This is a genomic window from Bacillus sp. COPE52 (genome assembly GCF_003355115.1).
Lineage (GTDB): Bacteria > Bacillota > Bacilli > Bacillales > Bacillaceae_G > Bacillus_A > Bacillus_A toyonensis.
Genome location: NZ_CP031292.1, coordinates 2,347,144 through 2,362,361 on the forward strand (window position 1 = coordinate 2,347,144; position 15,218 = coordinate 2,362,361).

The window sequence follows — 15,218 nt, forward strand, 5'->3', positions numbered from 1 at the left end:
AGGTGTAAAGGAATGAATATAAAATTTAGTTATAAAGGTGTATTTATATTATTGTTTGGAGTAATATGTGCAAATTTACTCTTAGTACCTGTATTAAGAATGCTAAATCTATCACAAATGCATAGTATATGGCTCGTTACAAGTATTGCGGCAAGTGTTTTGCTTACGATCGTTGTTTCTTTCATTGATGGCACCTTTGTATCGAAAGGCCAGTTGTTTATTAGATTTATATTGTTTTCTGTAGGTTGTACGTTGTTTACTTACATAATTGTTTTTTAGTGAATGGGGGGCATGCATAGTATGTATATTGCAGGGATAATGTCTGGTACATCGTTAGACGGAATAGATGTAGCGCTCGTTCATATTGAAGGAAACGGTGTAGATTCTAAAGTTGAACTCATTCATTTTATTACTGTTCCGTTTTGTAAGGATATAAAAAATGAGATACAGCAGGCTTTATCAAATGATACATCTAATGTTCAATTGATATGCAGTTTGAACTTTAAGCTTGGTTTATGTTTTGCTAATGCTGTAAAGGAAATTTGTAAAAAGGCTAATTGGTCATTGGAGCGATTAGATTTAATAGGTTCTCACGGACAAACGATTTATCATCAGCCCAAGCAAGAAGGCAATTTTATTTCTTCGACATTACAAATTGGAGAACCAGCAGTTATAGCATATGAAACGGAAACAACAGTAATCTCTAATTTTCGAACGATGGATATGGCAGCAGGAGGACAAGGCGCACCACTTGTACCATATTCAGAGATTATTTTATACCAGCATCGAACTAAAAATAGGATACTGCAAAATATTCGTGGGATTGGTAATGTTACAGTCATACCAAGTAAACGAAGTAATAAAAGTGTTATTGCTTTTGATACTGGTCCAGGAAATATGGTAATTGATGAATTGTGTCAAAGATTATTTCATTTACCATATGATCGAAAGGGTGAAATTGCAAAACAGGGGGTAGTTGTAGATGAAATATTAACATACTGTATGAACCATCCATTCTTAAAAATGAAACCACCAAAATCAACAGGTAGAGAACAATTTGGAAAAGAGTTTGTGAGTGAATTATTAAAGCGATTTGAAAAGTATAGTAAAGAAAGTATATTGACGACTGTCACGATGTTTACAGCAAGTTCAATTGTTCATCATTATAAGGAGTTTATTTTTCCATTGTATGAAATTGATGAGGTAGTTCTAGGTGGAGGCGGAAGCTATAATGACACACTTGTCGAAATGATACAGAATAAATTAAGAGAAGAAAGATGCAGAATATGTATTCAAGAAGATATTGGGTATTCTTCAGCGGCGAAAGAAGCAATCGCATTTGCAGTTTTAGCAAACGAAACGTACCATCGTAATCCGAGTAATGTGCCGAGTGCTACAGGTGCTAAGGAACCGGTTGTTTTAGGGAATATAACTTTCCATACGACTAGAAGATGAAAGTAGGGCAAGTAAATGAAGTATATGATTGGAGTAGATGGTGGGGGGACGAAGACAGAAGCAATTGCATTTGATCAAGACGGAAATGAGCTTGCGAGAGGTACGAGTGGATTTGGAAATATAGTAATAAATTATGAGAATGCACTCACACATATTATAGATGCGATTAATCAATGTTGGGAACGTTTAATAAATGAGCATTGCGTTTGTATTTGTTTAGGATTAGCAGGTATAAGTGGAGCAAATACAAATGAATTAACAATACGTCTAAAAAAGAAGTACGGAACACAAATTGAAGTTTTTAATGACGCAATGATTGCACATGCAGCTGCTTTAAAAGGGAAGGAAGGAATTTTAACAATTGGCGGTACAGGTGCGATTTGCCTAGGAAAGAAAGGGACAGTATACGAGTATAGCGGTGGATGGGGACATATTTTAGGGGATGAAGGAAGCGGATATTGGATTGCATTACAAGCTTTAAAGAAAATGGCATTACAATTCGATCAAGGAGTTAGCCTTTGTCCATTAAGCTTGAATATTCAAAGGCAGTTTCAACTTTTGACACCGTCTCATATAAAAAGCCTAGTATATACTTCTTCAAAAGATAAAGTTGCAGCAATCGCACCATTAGTTATTCAGGAAGCGAGAAATGGGAATGAGGGTGCACATGAAATTATGATGCAAGCTGGTAAGGAATTAGCGAGAATTACAGTAGATGTTTATAATAAGATGCAATGTAAGTTTTCAACTCCAATTGCAGTAAGTGGTAGCATATTACGTTTAGTTCCTGAAATATATGATGTATTTAAGAAGTGCTGTGAGGAAAGGATTGAAGAACTTACATTTGTATCACAATCAGAAATGGCAGTGAAAGGAACATATTATTTAATGAAGGATGTATATTTTAAAGTGTAAATAGATAAATGAGAATTTTTGTATGATTTGTAAAAATATGATGTTAAAATGTACAAAGGGATGTAGATTGAAAAATGTACAATATACGTAGTAATTGAATAGTGTATATGTATTCCCATGTAGAAAGTGAATGATTACATGATTAATAGTATGCAGTTTTTGTATTTGGTGGCTTCTTATTTATTTGGTAACATCTTGACCGCTTATATAGTAACAAAGTTGAGACATAACGTTGATATTAGGGATGAAGGAAGCGGAAATCCTGGCGCAAGAAATATGGGGCGTGTATATGGAAAATGGTATTTCGTCGCTACATTTTTAGGTGATGCGATTAAAGGTGCAATTGTAGTTTGTATAGCAAAATATCTTTTTGAAGATGCTACATTCGTAATGTTAACATTATTGACCGTTATTATTGGACATATTTACCCAATGTTGTTTAAAGGTAAGGGCGGAAAGGGAATTTCGACATTTATCGGAGGACTCATCGCATTTGATTATTTGATAGCGCTTACCCTCATAGGTATTTTTATTGTTTTTTATTTAATATTTAAAGGATTTACAAAGCCAGGGTTAATTACAATTGCTTGTTTACCAATTTGTATGGTTTTTTATTCTTACTCTATTGGTACGACTATATTAAGTGTACTTATTATTGTGCTTATTTTATATGTAAATCGAGAATAAAGTGAACCTTTTATCCCGCTATTTGCCGGGCAGTAAGACCCCCACCTCAAAATTCAGCGGAAGCAAAGAAGTTAGGTGGGGGGCGGGCTGCCCGTAAAAGCCCGATTGGTGAAGGCTAATAATCAGTGGAGGATGAACAAAACCCTCACTGATTAAAGTTTCACTTTATAAGTGGGGGTATCTCCACTTATAATTTTTATGAATTAAACAACGAGCAATAAGTAGAGAGAAAGGGGATAGGACATGGGGATAATTTATAAAATTGCTGATCAAGCTTGGGAATTTGAAAGTATACATAAATTGAACTATAAAACATTTGTAGAAGAAATTCCGCAACATGAAGAAACGGAGGAACGTTTTCGTATAGATCGATTTCATGAAGAAAATACATATTTAATTTGTTTAGACGGTGAGAAGTTAGTAGGTATGGTCGCGGTAAGAGGAAAACGCCCATTCTCATTACATAATAAAATCTCAAATTTAGATGTATATTTAAACAAACATGGTGAAAACGTATATGAAATTCGTTTGCTTTCAGTAGAACGTGAATATAGAAATGGTAGAGCGTTGTTAGGATTAATTCGCTTTTTACATCGTTATTTGCTTCTAAATGGATATGAATTGGCACTCATTTCAGCTACAACACGTGAGCTGCCTTTATATGAGCATATGGGGTTCAAATCTTTCCATACGTTAGTTGGAACAGAAGAAGCAGCTTTTCAGCCAATGTATGTTACACCTACTATGTTCGAAGAATCGAGTGTTGGAGGTATTATGACGAAAGAATTTACGTTTTTACCTGGTCCAGTAGACATGGAAGAGAATGTTCAAAAGGCGTTTTCTACTAAGCCTATTTCGCATCGTTCTAAGTCATTTCAAGTGACAATGGACAATGTAAAGAAACGATTACTTCAAATGACAAAAGCAAAACATGTACAAATTATGTTAGGAACAGGGACGTTAGCGAATGATGCGATTGCTTTACAGATACGTTCTTTAAAAGGTAAAGGGTTAGTTTTAGCGAATGGAGAGTTTGGTAATAGATTAATTGAGCAGGCAAAACGAGCACATTTAAATTTTGATACGTATAAAAAACAAATGGGAGAGCCGTTTAAACAAATCGAATTAGAAAAAATAATTGTAAGTGGAAATTATGAATGGCTTTGGTTTGTTCATCATGAAACATCAACTGGAATGTTAAATAATTTGGACGAGCTAAATGTTTTTTGTAAAAAATATCATATGAAACTATGTGTAGATTGTATTAGTTCAATTGGAGCAATACCGATAGATTTGAAGGATGTATATTTTGCAAGTGGCGTTAGCGGGAAAGCGATTAAATCATTTACAGGACTATCTTTCGTTTTTCATAATCACAATATAGAGAAAAACGAAGCAATACCTGCGTATATGGACATTGGTATGTATGAAATGAATGACAGTATTCCATATTCTCATTCATGGAATTTAATTTACGCACTGCAAGAAGCATTGAAGAAATTTGAGGATGAAACGGCGTTTGTAAAAATAAAAGAGACATATGCTTATATGGAAGAAGCTATTACTAATATGGGTTTAAAGCTTGTTTCACCTAAAGAGCACACCGCGCAAATTATACTCACCATTCAGTTAAATGAAGGGTATTCTTCTAAAGCAGTAGGCGATGCATTAGCATTGCAAGGATACATTGTTCATTATGAGTCATCTTATTTGCAAAAAAATAATTGGATCCAAATTGCATGTTTAAATCATTATAAAGAACGTGATAGGAAGAGGATGTTGAATTGTTTGCAGGTGTATGTTACAGAAAGTCCTTTTAGCGTAAATAATTATATATAAATTTTATAAAGTTATAATTTACACTTGCTAAGCGAATAGAAGTACATGTATTGACAACAGTCTAAAAGAGAGCGAAAGCCCTCTTTTAAACTTACTTAAATGGACTACTCACAGATTGGAATACCGAGAACTCTCAAAGCTAGTGCTACTTGAAGAGTAATTTCCAATCTAGCAATTTCGATGCCAGCAACTGTGAGTACTAAAAAAGGTTGGCCGTTTACGAACACAATACAACTTTCCATATATACGCCTCCTTTCTAGTAATCTACTACAGTATATGAATAAAACTATAATACGTTATAGTCAGATTCATGGATTTTATGAAAAATAATAGATTTAACCTATGTTCACGAAATAAATGGGCTCATAGTGTCAATCATATAATAAAAAGCATCTAAAATAAGATGCTTTTTATTATATGTACGTTTTCAGCGTGACAATAAATAAAGCGAATCAATAATCAATAGAGAGGGAAAAATATTGATAAATATTTGTATGAGGTAAACTAAGAAGGTTTTAGAAAAACAAAAAGGAATTTTTATACTTGTAACATAAAAATTCTAGGGGGATGTTAATATGGAAAAAACTATGATGGTAGAAACAACAAACATGATGATGTCTATGGAAAAAATGATGTGTGAAATGAAGTGTATGAAAATGATGATGAATAACATGATGCAAATGGATGTAGAAATGGATAAGGCAATGATGGTAAAAATGAACGAATGTGATGAAATGATGAAGACAACTATGTCTATGATGAAAGCGATGAAAGAGAAATGTTGTTGAAGTAACAAAGTATAGCGTAAAATGATGCGGATTTTGCAAATTTGAATTAGAAAAGAGCCTGTATTAGTTGGTACACTAAAATAGGCTCTTTTTAAAGATTTTTCAAAAATAAATTGATTTGATAAAAAAAGAACTAAAGATTATTTTAGTTCTTTTTTCTGTTTTAACACTGTTCAAATCATTGGATTAAAAGCTATAGAAGATGGATAAGTAGTGAACAAAGACAAGTGAGAGCCTATCTTTCTTCGTTAAATGTGTGCTGAAGTAAACAAGGACTCCATTTTAATTTTACTCTTTTCACGAATTTCAGCGTCTGCATGCCTCATAACGTATTTATGCGCTACAGCAATTGCTAAAACATCATCTAATAAGCCAATACCGATAATAGCAGCTATATCTGGAATGAAATCGATTGTTAATACGTAATAGGATAAAGCAGCTAATATTATGAGTTTTGCTTTAATAGGTAACGTTTTCTTTTTCATTGTGTAAAATAAAATAATACTTTCATATACGCTGGATTTTCCAAGGTTTGCGGAGCTTTTTTTGAATTTTTTCCAAAGCGTCTGTTTCTCCATATAAACACTCCTTTTACAAAAACATATATTTTTTAAAAGGATGGACAAAGAAGTGAGGGAATAATCCATTTTATTTTTGTTTCTTAATTTATAATTCCATAAGAATAGGAAATTACCTGTTCAAAATAATATAATGTTTATGATGCAACGACCTACAGTGTTTCATTACATAGTATGGATAATAAAATTTATGTAGTCAAAAATGGTGAGGTTGCTGATATTGTAAGAAAGGCTATTTTCCATGGGCATGGATTTGATCCGGTTCATTGTTTAGGAGAAGAGAACGGCAATACTTATAGGTTAGCTTTAGAATTGGGTGACATTATGTACTATAATCTCTATCACGGCTCATGAGGTGGAATATACGTTAGATGACATCGCTCAAATGAATATATCTAAATTAGCAATAAGATACCCAGACGGATTTAATCGAGAAGCTTGTCGGAAATCTGTTAATGGGAAGTGAGACCAAGTTTGAATTTTGTACAGAAACTAAAGAAGCCCATACTTCAATTCGTGATATGTATAGTAAAATGTATGTGGATGATGCAGTTATTATTAAACATTTAATAAACGGTATGGGGGAAGGGAAATGAAGATAATAGAATTACCAATTGAATTTGAATGTAACGGGCGAAAACAATGGATTTATCCGAGCTTAATTGTATTAAACAATGAATTAACTTTAGTAGATACAGGTTATAAAAATTTTTTACCTTTAATTGAAAATGAAATTTTAAAACATGGATATGAGATGAAAAACTTAAAAAATATAATTATTACTCATTATGATGATGATCATATAGGGTCTTTATACGATTTCAAAGTGAAATATCCTCAACTTCATGTTATTGCTAGTGAAATAGAATCCAACTACATTAATGGTGAAATAAAATCAGAGAGACTAGTTCAAGCTGAAGAAATGTTAGAACATATGCCAATTGAAGAGAAAGAATTTAGTGAATGGTTTATACAACAGTTAAAAAATATAAGACATATTTCCGTCGATGAAAAAGTATATGATGGTCAAATGATTTTGAATGATAAATGTCAAATAGTAGCGACGCCAGGACATACTTCGGGGCATATTTCATTATATTTTCCGGACTTAGACTGTGTAATTACAGGGGATGCGGCCGTTCAAGATAATAATGAATTAGTAATAGCTAATCCAAATTTTTGCTTAGATATAGAAAAAGCAGAAGAGTCATTAAAAAGGATTAAAAGCCTTAAAGCCGTAAAGTATTATTGCTATCATGGAGGAAAACTCATTATATAAAATATATAAAAAAACCGATCTTTCTTATATTGAAAAGATCGGTTTTTTAATTCATAGATTCCGCAATTCTTATTAAATCAGTAACATTGTATTTTCTTTTTATGTATAGTTTGTTACCAAGGGCGATTTTATATTGAAAACCGTCCTTCTGAAAGATAAGTTCGTATGCTAAATCAAAATGAGGATTATATACTGCCTTTATATTATGTTTTAAAATGTAAAATTTAGTGCCCTTATGTAAATATTGATCTAATTTATGTTGAACTGGTGAAACAGTGATTTTAAAAATCCCATTACTATCTTTATTGTAGTATCGTAGTTCTAAGTAATCGTTATAGATGTACCCTTGAAATTCATGAATTTCGAACGGGAATTTTGTAGGAGTAAGTATATGTTTCTTACACTTCATTTCATATTTTTTTACAATAGTAGCTTCTTTCATTAGAGGATTAGTTCCATCGTAAATTTGATTAATTTGAGATATTTTATTGTTTTTTGTTATTATTTCTAAAATGTAACCGATAGTAAATTCATCATCAGTGTCTTTGAAATAGGAAATAAGAATTGTAGTATCTTCTTTTGGAGATGGTATTATTTTAATTTCATGAATAGGTTTTTCCTTTTGGAATGTAGGTAGTTCAATCCCTTCTGTTACATATGACCGCATTAATTTTTTATCATTTTGGAGTAAAGCTTGTTTAAATTCACTTATCACATTTGTTTGAGATTTCGCCATAATAATTGAGGTCGATTGAAAATATAGTAAGAACAATATACAAAATATCTTTATGAATGTATTGGTCAATTTTATCACCTTGTACCTATGTTTCCTTAACATTGAAATATATATGTATAGGAGGGGAAAAGATGAGTTTATTGCTTGATGTAATAATGGCTATAATTACATTTTATCCTCGAAATGATATGAAATTAAAACATCACATTGCAAAGTTAAGTGAATTCGAGTGGTTTCGAAAGCTACACGAAGATACAAAGTATACAAGACTAATTTGGAGTAATAGAAAAATTAAAAAGTTCATTTTGTCTACTACTAACATGGAAGTATTAATAAATTCCGAGACAAAACAAAAAGAATTTGTCCACCTAGTACATGATGAATATAAAAAAAGAAGGTAAGAATTTTTTTATTTTTCATATTTGGCGAAACAAATGGTACAATGAAAGCTAATGTGAAAAATAAGGAAAAGAAGTGGTCTATTTGAAAAACTTTTTAGAATTAGGAATTAGTGAAACTTTTAATCATACATTACGTGAAAATGGAATTACGGAAGCAACACCAATTCAGGAAAAAGCAATTCCTGTTATTATGTCAGGAAAAGATATTATTGGGCAAGCGAAAACAGGAACGGGTAAAACATTAGCATTTGTTTTACCGATTTTAGAAAAAATCGATCCAGAGTCTAGTGATGTTCAGGCATTAATTGTTGCACCAACAAGGGAACTAGCATTGCAAATTACAACTGAAATTAAAAAAATGCTTGTTCAAAGAGAAGATATTAATGTACTAGCGATTTATGGCGGGCAAGATGTAGCACAACAATTGAGAAAGTTAAAAGGTAATACACATATTGTTGTAGCAACACCAGGACGATTATTAGATCATATACGACGTGAAACAATTGATCTAAGTAATCTTTCAACGATTGTACTAGATGAAGCGGATCAAATGCTTTATTTCGGTTTCTTATATGATATTGAAGATATTTTAGATGAGACACCTGGTAGCAAGCAAACGATGTTATTCTCAGCAACGATGCCAAAAGATATTAAAAAATTGGCGAAACGTTATATGGATGAGCCGCAAATGATTCAAGTACAAAGTGAAGAAGTAACGGTAGATACAATTGAACAGCGTGTCATTGAGACGACAGATCGTGCAAAGCCAGATGCACTTCGTTTTGTTATGGATCGTGATCAGCCATTTTTAGCAGTTATTTTCTGTCGTACAAAGGTTAGAGCAAGTAAGCTTTATGATAATTTAAAAGGACTAGGTTATAATTGTGCTGAACTTCATGGTGATATACCTCAAGCGAAACGTGAAAGGGTTATGAAGAGTTTCCGCGAAGCTAAAATTCAGTACTTAATCGCAACGGATGTAGCAGCTCGTGGACTTGATGTAGATGGTGTAACGCACGTATTTAACTATGATATCCCTGAAGATGTAGAAAGTTATATTCACCGCATTGGCCGAACAGGACGTGCAGGTGGATCAGGTCTTGCAATTACGTTCGTTGCAGCGAAAGATGAAAAACATTTAGAAGAAATTGAAAAAATGCTTGGTGCACCAATACAAAGAGAAATAATCGAACAACCGAAGATAAAACGTGTAGATGAAAATGGAAAACCGGTACCAAAGCCGGCTCCAAAGAAATCAGGTCAAAATCGTCAAAGAGATAGCCGTGAAGGTTCCAGACGTGATTCGAGAAATGAAAATAATCGATCATTTAATAAGCCAAGCAATAAGAAAAGTAGTACAAATCAAGGTCAGAAAAGACGTGGGCGTTAAAATATGAAGTGGTAATTGGGATGAAGAGATATATTGTTTGTTAATAGAGAAATCGATATATAATAAAAAATCCTGATACAATTATGAATGCAGAAGGAGTCACAAATTTTTGTGGCTCTTTTTGTATTTTAAGATTAGGTTGGTATGCATTTGCTCAATGAGAGTAAAGTTGATAATTTCATTTACCGTATTTTAAGTGAATTGAAAAATAAAGAAAGAATAAAATGTGGAGTTTTATTTGTCTGAATGTTCAGGAGGTTATATAATAATTTTCTGACTATTAAAATATGGAGGAGTGCAAATGAAAAATGAAACGTTACACACACAAGAAGACATTTTAAAAATGCTTGATTCATTATTAAGACCTGCAGAACCATTTTGGAATGAATTTTATGCCAATAGAGAAAAGGATGTTCCGTTTTTTGAAAATATTCCAGATGAGAATCTAGTTTCGTATATACAAAAAGAGAGAGTTTCAAAAGGGAAAGTATTAGAACTTGGATGTGGTCCAGGTAGAAATGCCATTTATTTAGCGAATGAAGGATTTGATGTTACAGCAGTGGATTTATCTGCAGAAGGCATTCAGTGGGCAAAAGAGAGGGCGTTGGCAAAAGGGGTACAAATTCACTTCATTTGTGATTCAATTTTCAATTTAGAGGTTCAAAATGAATTTGATTTTATATATGATTCTGGTTGCCTTCATCATATTCCACCACATAGAAGAATGAATTATATAGAGTTAATTGATAGATATTTAAAATCAGGTGGTTATTTCGGATTAACATGTTTTGCAGCAGGTGATTTGGATGAACGAAATGGATCAGAAATAACAGATTGGGACGTATATAGAGGATGGAGTCTACAAGGTGGTCTTGCATACTCGGAAGAAAAGTTAAGAGAGATATTTAAAGAATTTGAGGTAATTGAGATTAGAAGGATGAAACAAATGAAACAACCGAATGATATGTTTGGGGAATCATTTCTTTGGACAGCATTGTTTAAGAAGAAATGAAAATTAGATAATTGACAAATTCATCGTTTTTATAGACAATACATTTATAAGAATGTACGTTCGGTTTCGTTGACCGATGTATGTTTTGCATAAATACATAACAAGGGGCTGTCTCTATATGAGTAACACAAATCAAAAAATTACTACATTTTTAATGTTTGAAGGAAAAGCTGAAGAAGCGATGAATTTTTACACATCCCTATTTGATCAATCAGAAATTGTAAGTATTTCTCGCTACGATGAAAATGGACCTGGTAAAGAGGGAACTGTAATTCATGCAACTTTTACGCTAAATGGCCAAGAGTTTATGTGTATTGATAGTTATGTAAATCATAATTTTACATTCACTCCAGCTATGTCTCTTTATGTAACTTGTGAGACAGAAGAAGAAATTGAAACGGTCTTTCATAAACTAGCGCAGGATGGAGCAATTCTTATGCCTTTAGGTGCCTATCCATTTAGTAAAAAGTTTGGTTGGTTAAATGATAAGTATGGTGTGTCTTGGCAGTTAACGCTTGCTGAATAAAAAAGAAGCATCGCTTATTTGTATAATGTGTTTAGTTAAGAGTTTGAAAAATTAAATAACTTTAAAAAGCGTTCCAACTGTCAACAGGTTTGGAACGCCTTTTTTGTTGGTATATCATTTTTGGGGAATTGTTAATTAATATCGTTTATTTTAAATGAATTGAATAGTTGTCTAATTTCATGTTTATTTAGAATTTTTTTATATTTACGGTCGATTATTTGTTAAGATAAATATATACAACTAAGTATTTACTATCTGGTAGGTTAATAAAAAAAGGAATGTATAAATAGTTAATAATCTTACAATTAAATTGCAACTAGGTAGTTAGGAGGAAAAATCGCAATGGATACTACACAGCAAAACAGTAATGCATGGGATAAGAAGGTGGAAGAAGGTTCTAGATACACGCAGCCTGTAAGTAGCGAGGTTATTGAGAAAAGCAAATCAGGTGAATGGGAGATTACAGTCACTACGGAAAAATCAGTTCCTAGAGAGTGGTTTCCAAAGTCATTAGATGGATTAAAGATACTTTGCTTAGCATCAGGTGGCGGACAACAAGCACCAGTTCTAGCTGCTGCTGGAGCAGATGTAACAGTTACTGATATATCTAAGAAGCAATTGGAACAAGATGAAAAGGTAGCAAAACGGGATGGTTTGAATTTGAAAACAGTACAAGGAGATATGTCAGACCTTGGTGATTTTGAGGATGAATATTTTGATATTGTTATAAATCCTGTTTCTAATTTGTTTATAAAAAATGTTCATCTTGTATGGAATGAAGTTTCTAGGGTTTTAAAGAATAAAGGTATTCTTATTGCTGGATTTACAAATCCGTTACTATGGATTTTTGATGATAACCAAGAACAAAAAGGTATTCTTGATGTTAAACATTCAATTCCTTCATCAACATTGGATTATTTACCAGAGGATGAAGTTCAAGATTACATCGATTCAAATCAAACAATAGAATATGCGCATACTTTAGAAGACCAAATCCAAGGCCAAATTGAAGCTGGTTTTGTTATAACAGGTTTTTACGAGGATGGTTTTGGTGGAACAAGGATATTAGATAAGCATATTAAAACCTTTATTGCCACTAAAGCTATAAAGTTAAAGGTTGATTAAAAATTTTAGCTTGTTACACAGGGTGTTAGTCGAAGAAGGGGTTTATAAATAGTAAAAGTTCAATATATGTCAAAAAGGATGGCACTTACCATCCTTTTTGACATATATTTTGAGTGGCAAAACAAGTTTTACAACTTTTAGCTGAACCCGTTATGATTTATAGCGATGCTTTTTCTTTTTAAGAATTTTGGCTGCCGAATCTTTTTCCAAGTTTAGCTAATAATTCAGGCTGATCCCCTTGGCTCATTACAACTTCAATAAAGATAAGTCGATTCATATTAAAACTTATTTTATTTAAGACTTCTGCTAACTCTATTTCATCTTTTACTTTAAATGTGAGACTTTTTTCTTCTGATCCGAATACATTTGGCAGTTTATTATAATCCCACATTTGTATGTCATTATATGGTTGGTCTCGTCCATGAATCGCTCGTTCAACAGTATATCCGTTGTTATTAATTAAAAATATGATTGGTTTTAAATTATGACGTAACATAGTGGATAATTCTTGAACAGTTAACTGGAAAGAACCATCACCAATAATTAAAATGTTACGCCGTGTTACATTAGCGAGTTGTGTTCCTAATAGAGCGGGAAGTGTATATCCGATAGATCCCCATAACGGTTGTCCTACATATGCAGTGTTATTAGGTAGAGGGATAGCAGCACTACCAAAGAAAGGTGTTCCTTGCTCTACAATTAAGACGTCGTTTTCTTGTAAGAAATGGTACATTTGCTGCCAAAAACGTTTTTGTGTGACCATTTGTGCTTTTGGATTGAACTCTTCAGTAAAAGGTGATGATTCTAAAATAAATGGCTTAACGTCAAGAGTATCTTTATTACGATGCTCAATTGAATCACTTAAATGTTGTAAAACATCCTGCATTACAACTGGACCGTATTTTTTATCTATAATTTTCACAGTGTAGGGATGGATTTCTATAACTTGTTCTTTCGTAAAACCTTGTGTAAAGCCACCGGTAATAGTATCAGTTAATTTCACACCGATACTAATGATACAGTCAGATTCATCAACTCTTTTTCGCAAGTATGGAGGACTAACATCGCCAGTGTAAATTCCTATAAATTGAGGATGTTTTTCTCGGAATATGCCCTTTCCCATACTTAGTGATGCGATAGGGAAGCCAGTTTTTTCTACGAATTGATGTAAATCTTCTTCAGCATAAAAACGATTCACTTCAAAATCAGCTAATATAACCGGTTTTTTGGCGCTATTTATTTTTGAAATGGCATGTAGAAGCATTTTATCTAATGCGTCTTTATTACTTACTATGGGATGATTTAAGATTGGCTCCGTAGGTTTATTAATTGGTTTATTATATACATCGATCGGTAAATTAATATGAACTGGACGTTTTTCATTCCAACATGTACGTAATACACGATCAATTTCATCAGCGGCATGCTCAGGGATTAAATTTGTTTGTGCTACCGTAATTTCTCGATACATATTGGAAAAGTGATCGAACTTTCCATCACCTAATGTATGATGAACGAGTCCTCCATTTTCCATTACAGTTGTTGTTGGTGTACCGGTGATTTTTATAACTGGTACGTTTTCGGCATATGAGCCGGCAATGCCGTTTATGGCGCTCAATTCCCCGACACCAAAAGTGGTAATAAGAGCAGCGACGCCTTTTATGCGAGCATATCCATCTGCTGCATATGCCGCATTTAATTCATTACAGTTACCAATCCATTCTAAATTTTCATGTGCAATCACATCATCTAAAAAGGCAAGATTATAATCACCAGGAACACCAAATATATGCTCAATTCCTAATTCATGTAATCGATCTAATAAATATGTACTTACAGTGTATTGCGTTTTCAAGAGAATCATCTCCTAATTATTTTAGTTCGTGTAGTGAATGCTTCAATGGACTACAGAAGTTCAAGTGCGTTGATTAAAATATTCATTACTGGATTGTGGTATAATTTACATACAGGGGGAAAGTAGATGACACGACATAAAGAAGAACAGATGAATGAGGCATTGGCATTATTTTATTTTGCATATAAAACATTTACTGAAAAGCCAGATGAAATTATAAAAGAGTATGGTATACAACGAGTACATCACCGAATTTTATTTTTTATCGCACGTTTTCCAGGGATAAGTGTAAATGAGTTACTATCGCTATTAGAAATAAGTAAACAAGCTCTTCACGGACCACTGCGTCAACTTGTTGAAAAAGGACTAATTGAAAGTAATGAAGCTACTCATGATCGTCGAGTAAAACAATTATCCTTAACAGAAGAAGGTACAGATTTAGAGAAAAAACTAAGTGATGTTCAAAGAAAGCAAATGGGTGCTATTTTTTCAAAATTTGGTGAATCATGTGAAGAGAATTGGCATCAAGTTATGAACGAAATGGCAAATAGCCGTTCAGGTCATGATGCATGGATAGCGAAAAGAGAAATTCCAGTTGATCAAAAATAATGAGAAATAGGCCTTTCTTTAT

17 protein-coding genes and 1 pseudogene are annotated in these 15,218 nt (G+C 32.8%); 14 read left to right on the forward strand and 4 right to left on the reverse strand.

Going from position 1 to position 15,218, the window contains the following annotated elements; genetic code table 11:
* Nucleotides 1-12 precede the first annotated feature (12 nt).
* From DPQ31_RS11750 to DPQ31_RS11770, 5 genes are all read left to right on the forward strand, one after another.
* Complete coding sequence (locus tag DPQ31_RS11750; protein WP_087968939.1) at nt 13-279, forward strand: hypothetical protein; 267 nt, start codon at nt 13-15, stop codon at nt 277-279.
* Nucleotides 280-300: 21 nt separating this feature from the next.
* A complete protein-coding gene (gene anmK / locus DPQ31_RS11755) occupies nt 301-1,455 on the forward strand; it encodes an anhydro-N-acetylmuramic acid kinase AnmK (protein ID WP_208731927.1) in 1,155 nt (384 codons plus the stop codon).
* 15 nt (nt 1,456-1,470) lie between these two features.
* A complete protein-coding gene (locus tag DPQ31_RS11760; RefSeq protein ID WP_087968941.1) occupies nt 1,471-2,370 on the forward strand; it encodes a BadF/BadG/BcrA/BcrD ATPase family protein in 900 nt (299 codons plus the stop codon).
* A 138-nt stretch (nt 2,371-2,508) separates the two neighbouring features.
* Nucleotides 2,509-3,057: a glycerol-3-phosphate 1-O-acyltransferase PlsY gene (plsY, locus tag DPQ31_RS11765; RefSeq protein WP_000610841.1), complete on the forward strand. Its 549-nt coding sequence runs from the start codon at nt 2,509-2,511 to the stop codon at nt 3,055-3,057.
* 243 nt (nt 3,058-3,300) lie between these two features.
* Complete coding sequence (locus tag DPQ31_RS11770) at nt 3,301-4,896, forward strand: aminotransferase class V-fold PLP-dependent enzyme (RefSeq protein ID WP_208731928.1); 1,596 nt, start codon at nt 3,301-3,303, stop codon at nt 4,894-4,896.
* A 104-nt stretch (nt 4,897-5,000) separates the two neighbouring features.
* Here DPQ31_RS11770 and DPQ31_RS11775 read toward each other — a convergent pair whose 3' ends face one another.
* Nucleotides 5,001-5,138 carry a DUF3956 domain-containing protein gene (locus tag DPQ31_RS11775; protein WP_000443202.1) on the reverse strand — a complete coding sequence of 46 codons (138 nt, stop codon included), beginning with the start codon at nt 5,136-5,138 and terminating at the stop codon, nt 5,001-5,003.
* A 334-nt stretch (nt 5,139-5,472) separates the two neighbouring features.
* Between DPQ31_RS11775 and DPQ31_RS11780 the strand changes: the two genes are divergently transcribed.
* A complete protein-coding gene (locus tag DPQ31_RS11780; protein ID WP_000416118.1) occupies nt 5,473-5,685 on the forward strand; it encodes a hypothetical protein in 213 nt (70 codons plus the stop codon).
* Between the two features lie 248 nt (nt 5,686-5,933).
* Here DPQ31_RS11780 and DPQ31_RS11785 read toward each other — a convergent pair whose 3' ends face one another.
* Nucleotides 5,934-6,263: a YkvA family protein gene (locus DPQ31_RS11785; protein ID WP_087968943.1), complete on the reverse strand. Its 330-nt coding sequence runs from the start codon at nt 6,261-6,263 to the stop codon at nt 5,934-5,936.
* 204 nt (nt 6,264-6,467) lie between these two features.
* On the opposite strand from DPQ31_RS11785, the pseudogene DPQ31_RS29315 reads away from it, so the two are divergent.
* Both DPQ31_RS29315 and DPQ31_RS11790 read left to right on the forward strand, forming a co-directional pair.
* A pseudogene (locus DPQ31_RS29315) lies at nt 6,468-6,729 on the forward strand (hypothetical protein); the annotation flags it as partial.
* 126 nt (nt 6,730-6,855) lie between these two features.
* The gene (locus DPQ31_RS11790) at nt 6,856-7,542 is read left to right on the forward strand and encodes an MBL fold metallo-hydrolase (RefSeq protein WP_087968944.1); all 687 of its coding nucleotides are present in this window, start codon (nt 6,856-6,858) and stop codon (nt 7,540-7,542) included.
* A gap of 46 nt (nt 7,543-7,588) precedes the next feature.
* Here the strand turns inward: DPQ31_RS11790 and DPQ31_RS11795 are convergent, their stop codons facing one another.
* Complete coding sequence (locus DPQ31_RS11795; protein ID WP_140158435.1) at nt 7,589-8,347, reverse strand: hypothetical protein; 759 nt, start codon at nt 8,345-8,347, stop codon at nt 7,589-7,591.
* A 62-nt stretch (nt 8,348-8,409) separates the two neighbouring features.
* On the opposite strand from DPQ31_RS11795, the gene DPQ31_RS11800 reads away from it, so the two are divergent.
* From DPQ31_RS11800 to DPQ31_RS11820, 5 genes are all read left to right on the forward strand, one after another.
* Entirely contained in the window at nt 8,410-8,679 is a 270-nt protein-coding gene (locus DPQ31_RS11800) for a hypothetical protein (protein WP_087968946.1), read from the forward strand.
* 73 nt (nt 8,680-8,752) lie between these two features.
* Entirely contained in the window at nt 8,753-10,069 is a 1,317-nt protein-coding gene (locus DPQ31_RS11805) for a DEAD/DEAH box helicase (RefSeq protein ID WP_098711218.1), read from the forward strand.
* Between the two features lie 301 nt (nt 10,070-10,370).
* On the forward strand, nt 10,371-11,081 hold the full coding sequence (locus DPQ31_RS11810; protein WP_098711219.1) for a class I SAM-dependent methyltransferase: 711 nt from the start codon (nt 10,371-10,373) through the stop codon (nt 11,079-11,081).
* Nucleotides 11,082-11,199: 118 nt separating this feature from the next.
* Nucleotides 11,200-11,607: a VOC family protein gene (locus DPQ31_RS11815; RefSeq protein WP_000072494.1), complete on the forward strand. Its 408-nt coding sequence runs from the start codon at nt 11,200-11,202 to the stop codon at nt 11,605-11,607.
* A gap of 342 nt (nt 11,608-11,949) precedes the next feature.
* Nucleotides 11,950-12,732: a class I SAM-dependent methyltransferase gene (locus tag DPQ31_RS11820; RefSeq protein ID WP_097959729.1), complete on the forward strand. Its 783-nt coding sequence runs from the start codon at nt 11,950-11,952 to the stop codon at nt 12,730-12,732.
* 178 nt (nt 12,733-12,910) lie between these two features.
* Here the strand turns inward: DPQ31_RS11820 and DPQ31_RS11825 are convergent, their stop codons facing one another.
* On the reverse strand, nt 12,911-14,587 hold the full coding sequence (locus tag DPQ31_RS11825) for an alpha-keto acid decarboxylase family protein (protein WP_199633414.1): 1,677 nt from the start codon (nt 14,585-14,587) through the stop codon (nt 12,911-12,913).
* Between the two features lie 126 nt (nt 14,588-14,713).
* On the opposite strand from DPQ31_RS11825, the gene DPQ31_RS11830 reads away from it, so the two are divergent.
* Nucleotides 14,714-15,196, forward strand: a complete 483-nt coding sequence (locus DPQ31_RS11830) for a MarR family winged helix-turn-helix transcriptional regulator (RefSeq protein WP_097959728.1) — start codon at nt 14,714-14,716, stop codon at nt 15,194-15,196.
* Nucleotides 15,197-15,218: the final 22 nt, after the last annotated feature.

Excerpts from the sequence above, each read along its gene's own strand:
- DPQ31_RS11800 (WP_087968946.1), top strand. The coding sequence starts at position 8,410 with ATGAGTTTATTGCTTGATGTAATAATGGCTATAATTACATTTTATCCT.
- DPQ31_RS11830 (WP_097959728.1), top strand. The coding sequence starts at position 14,714 with ATGACACGACATAAAGAAGAACAGATGAATGAGGCATTGGCATTATTT.
- DPQ31_RS11760 (WP_087968941.1), top strand. The coding sequence starts at position 1,471 with ATGAAGTATATGATTGGAGTAGATGGTGGGGGGACGAAGACAGAAGCA.
- DPQ31_RS11750 (WP_087968939.1), top strand. The coding sequence starts at position 13 with ATGAATATAAAATTTAGTTATAAAGGTGTATTTATATTATTGTTTGGA.
- DPQ31_RS11820 (WP_097959729.1), top strand. The coding sequence starts at position 11,950 with ATGGATACTACACAGCAAAACAGTAATGCATGGGATAAGAAGGTGGAA.
- DPQ31_RS11780 (WP_000416118.1), top strand. The coding sequence starts at position 5,473 with ATGGAAAAAACTATGATGGTAGAAACAACAAACATGATGATGTCTATG.
- DPQ31_RS11810 (WP_098711219.1), top strand. The coding sequence starts at position 10,371 with ATGAAAAATGAAACGTTACACACACAAGAAGACATTTTAAAAATGCTT.
- DPQ31_RS11775 (WP_000443202.1), bottom strand. The coding sequence starts at position 5,138 with ATGGAAAGTTGTATTGTGTTCGTAAACGGCCAACCTTTTTTAGTACTC.
- anmK (WP_208731927.1), top strand. The coding sequence starts at position 301 with ATGTATATTGCAGGGATAATGTCTGGTACATCGTTAGACGGAATAGAT.
- DPQ31_RS11790 (WP_087968944.1), top strand. The coding sequence starts at position 6,856 with ATGAAGATAATAGAATTACCAATTGAATTTGAATGTAACGGGCGAAAA.
- DPQ31_RS11785 (WP_087968943.1), bottom strand. The coding sequence starts at position 6,263 with ATGGAGAAACAGACGCTTTGGAAAAAATTCAAAAAAAGCTCCGCAAAC.
- DPQ31_RS11815 (WP_000072494.1), top strand. The coding sequence starts at position 11,200 with ATGAGTAACACAAATCAAAAAATTACTACATTTTTAATGTTTGAAGGA.
- plsY (WP_000610841.1), top strand. The coding sequence starts at position 2,509 with ATGATTAATAGTATGCAGTTTTTGTATTTGGTGGCTTCTTATTTATTT.
- DPQ31_RS11770 (WP_208731928.1), top strand. The coding sequence starts at position 3,301 with ATGGGGATAATTTATAAAATTGCTGATCAAGCTTGGGAATTTGAAAGT.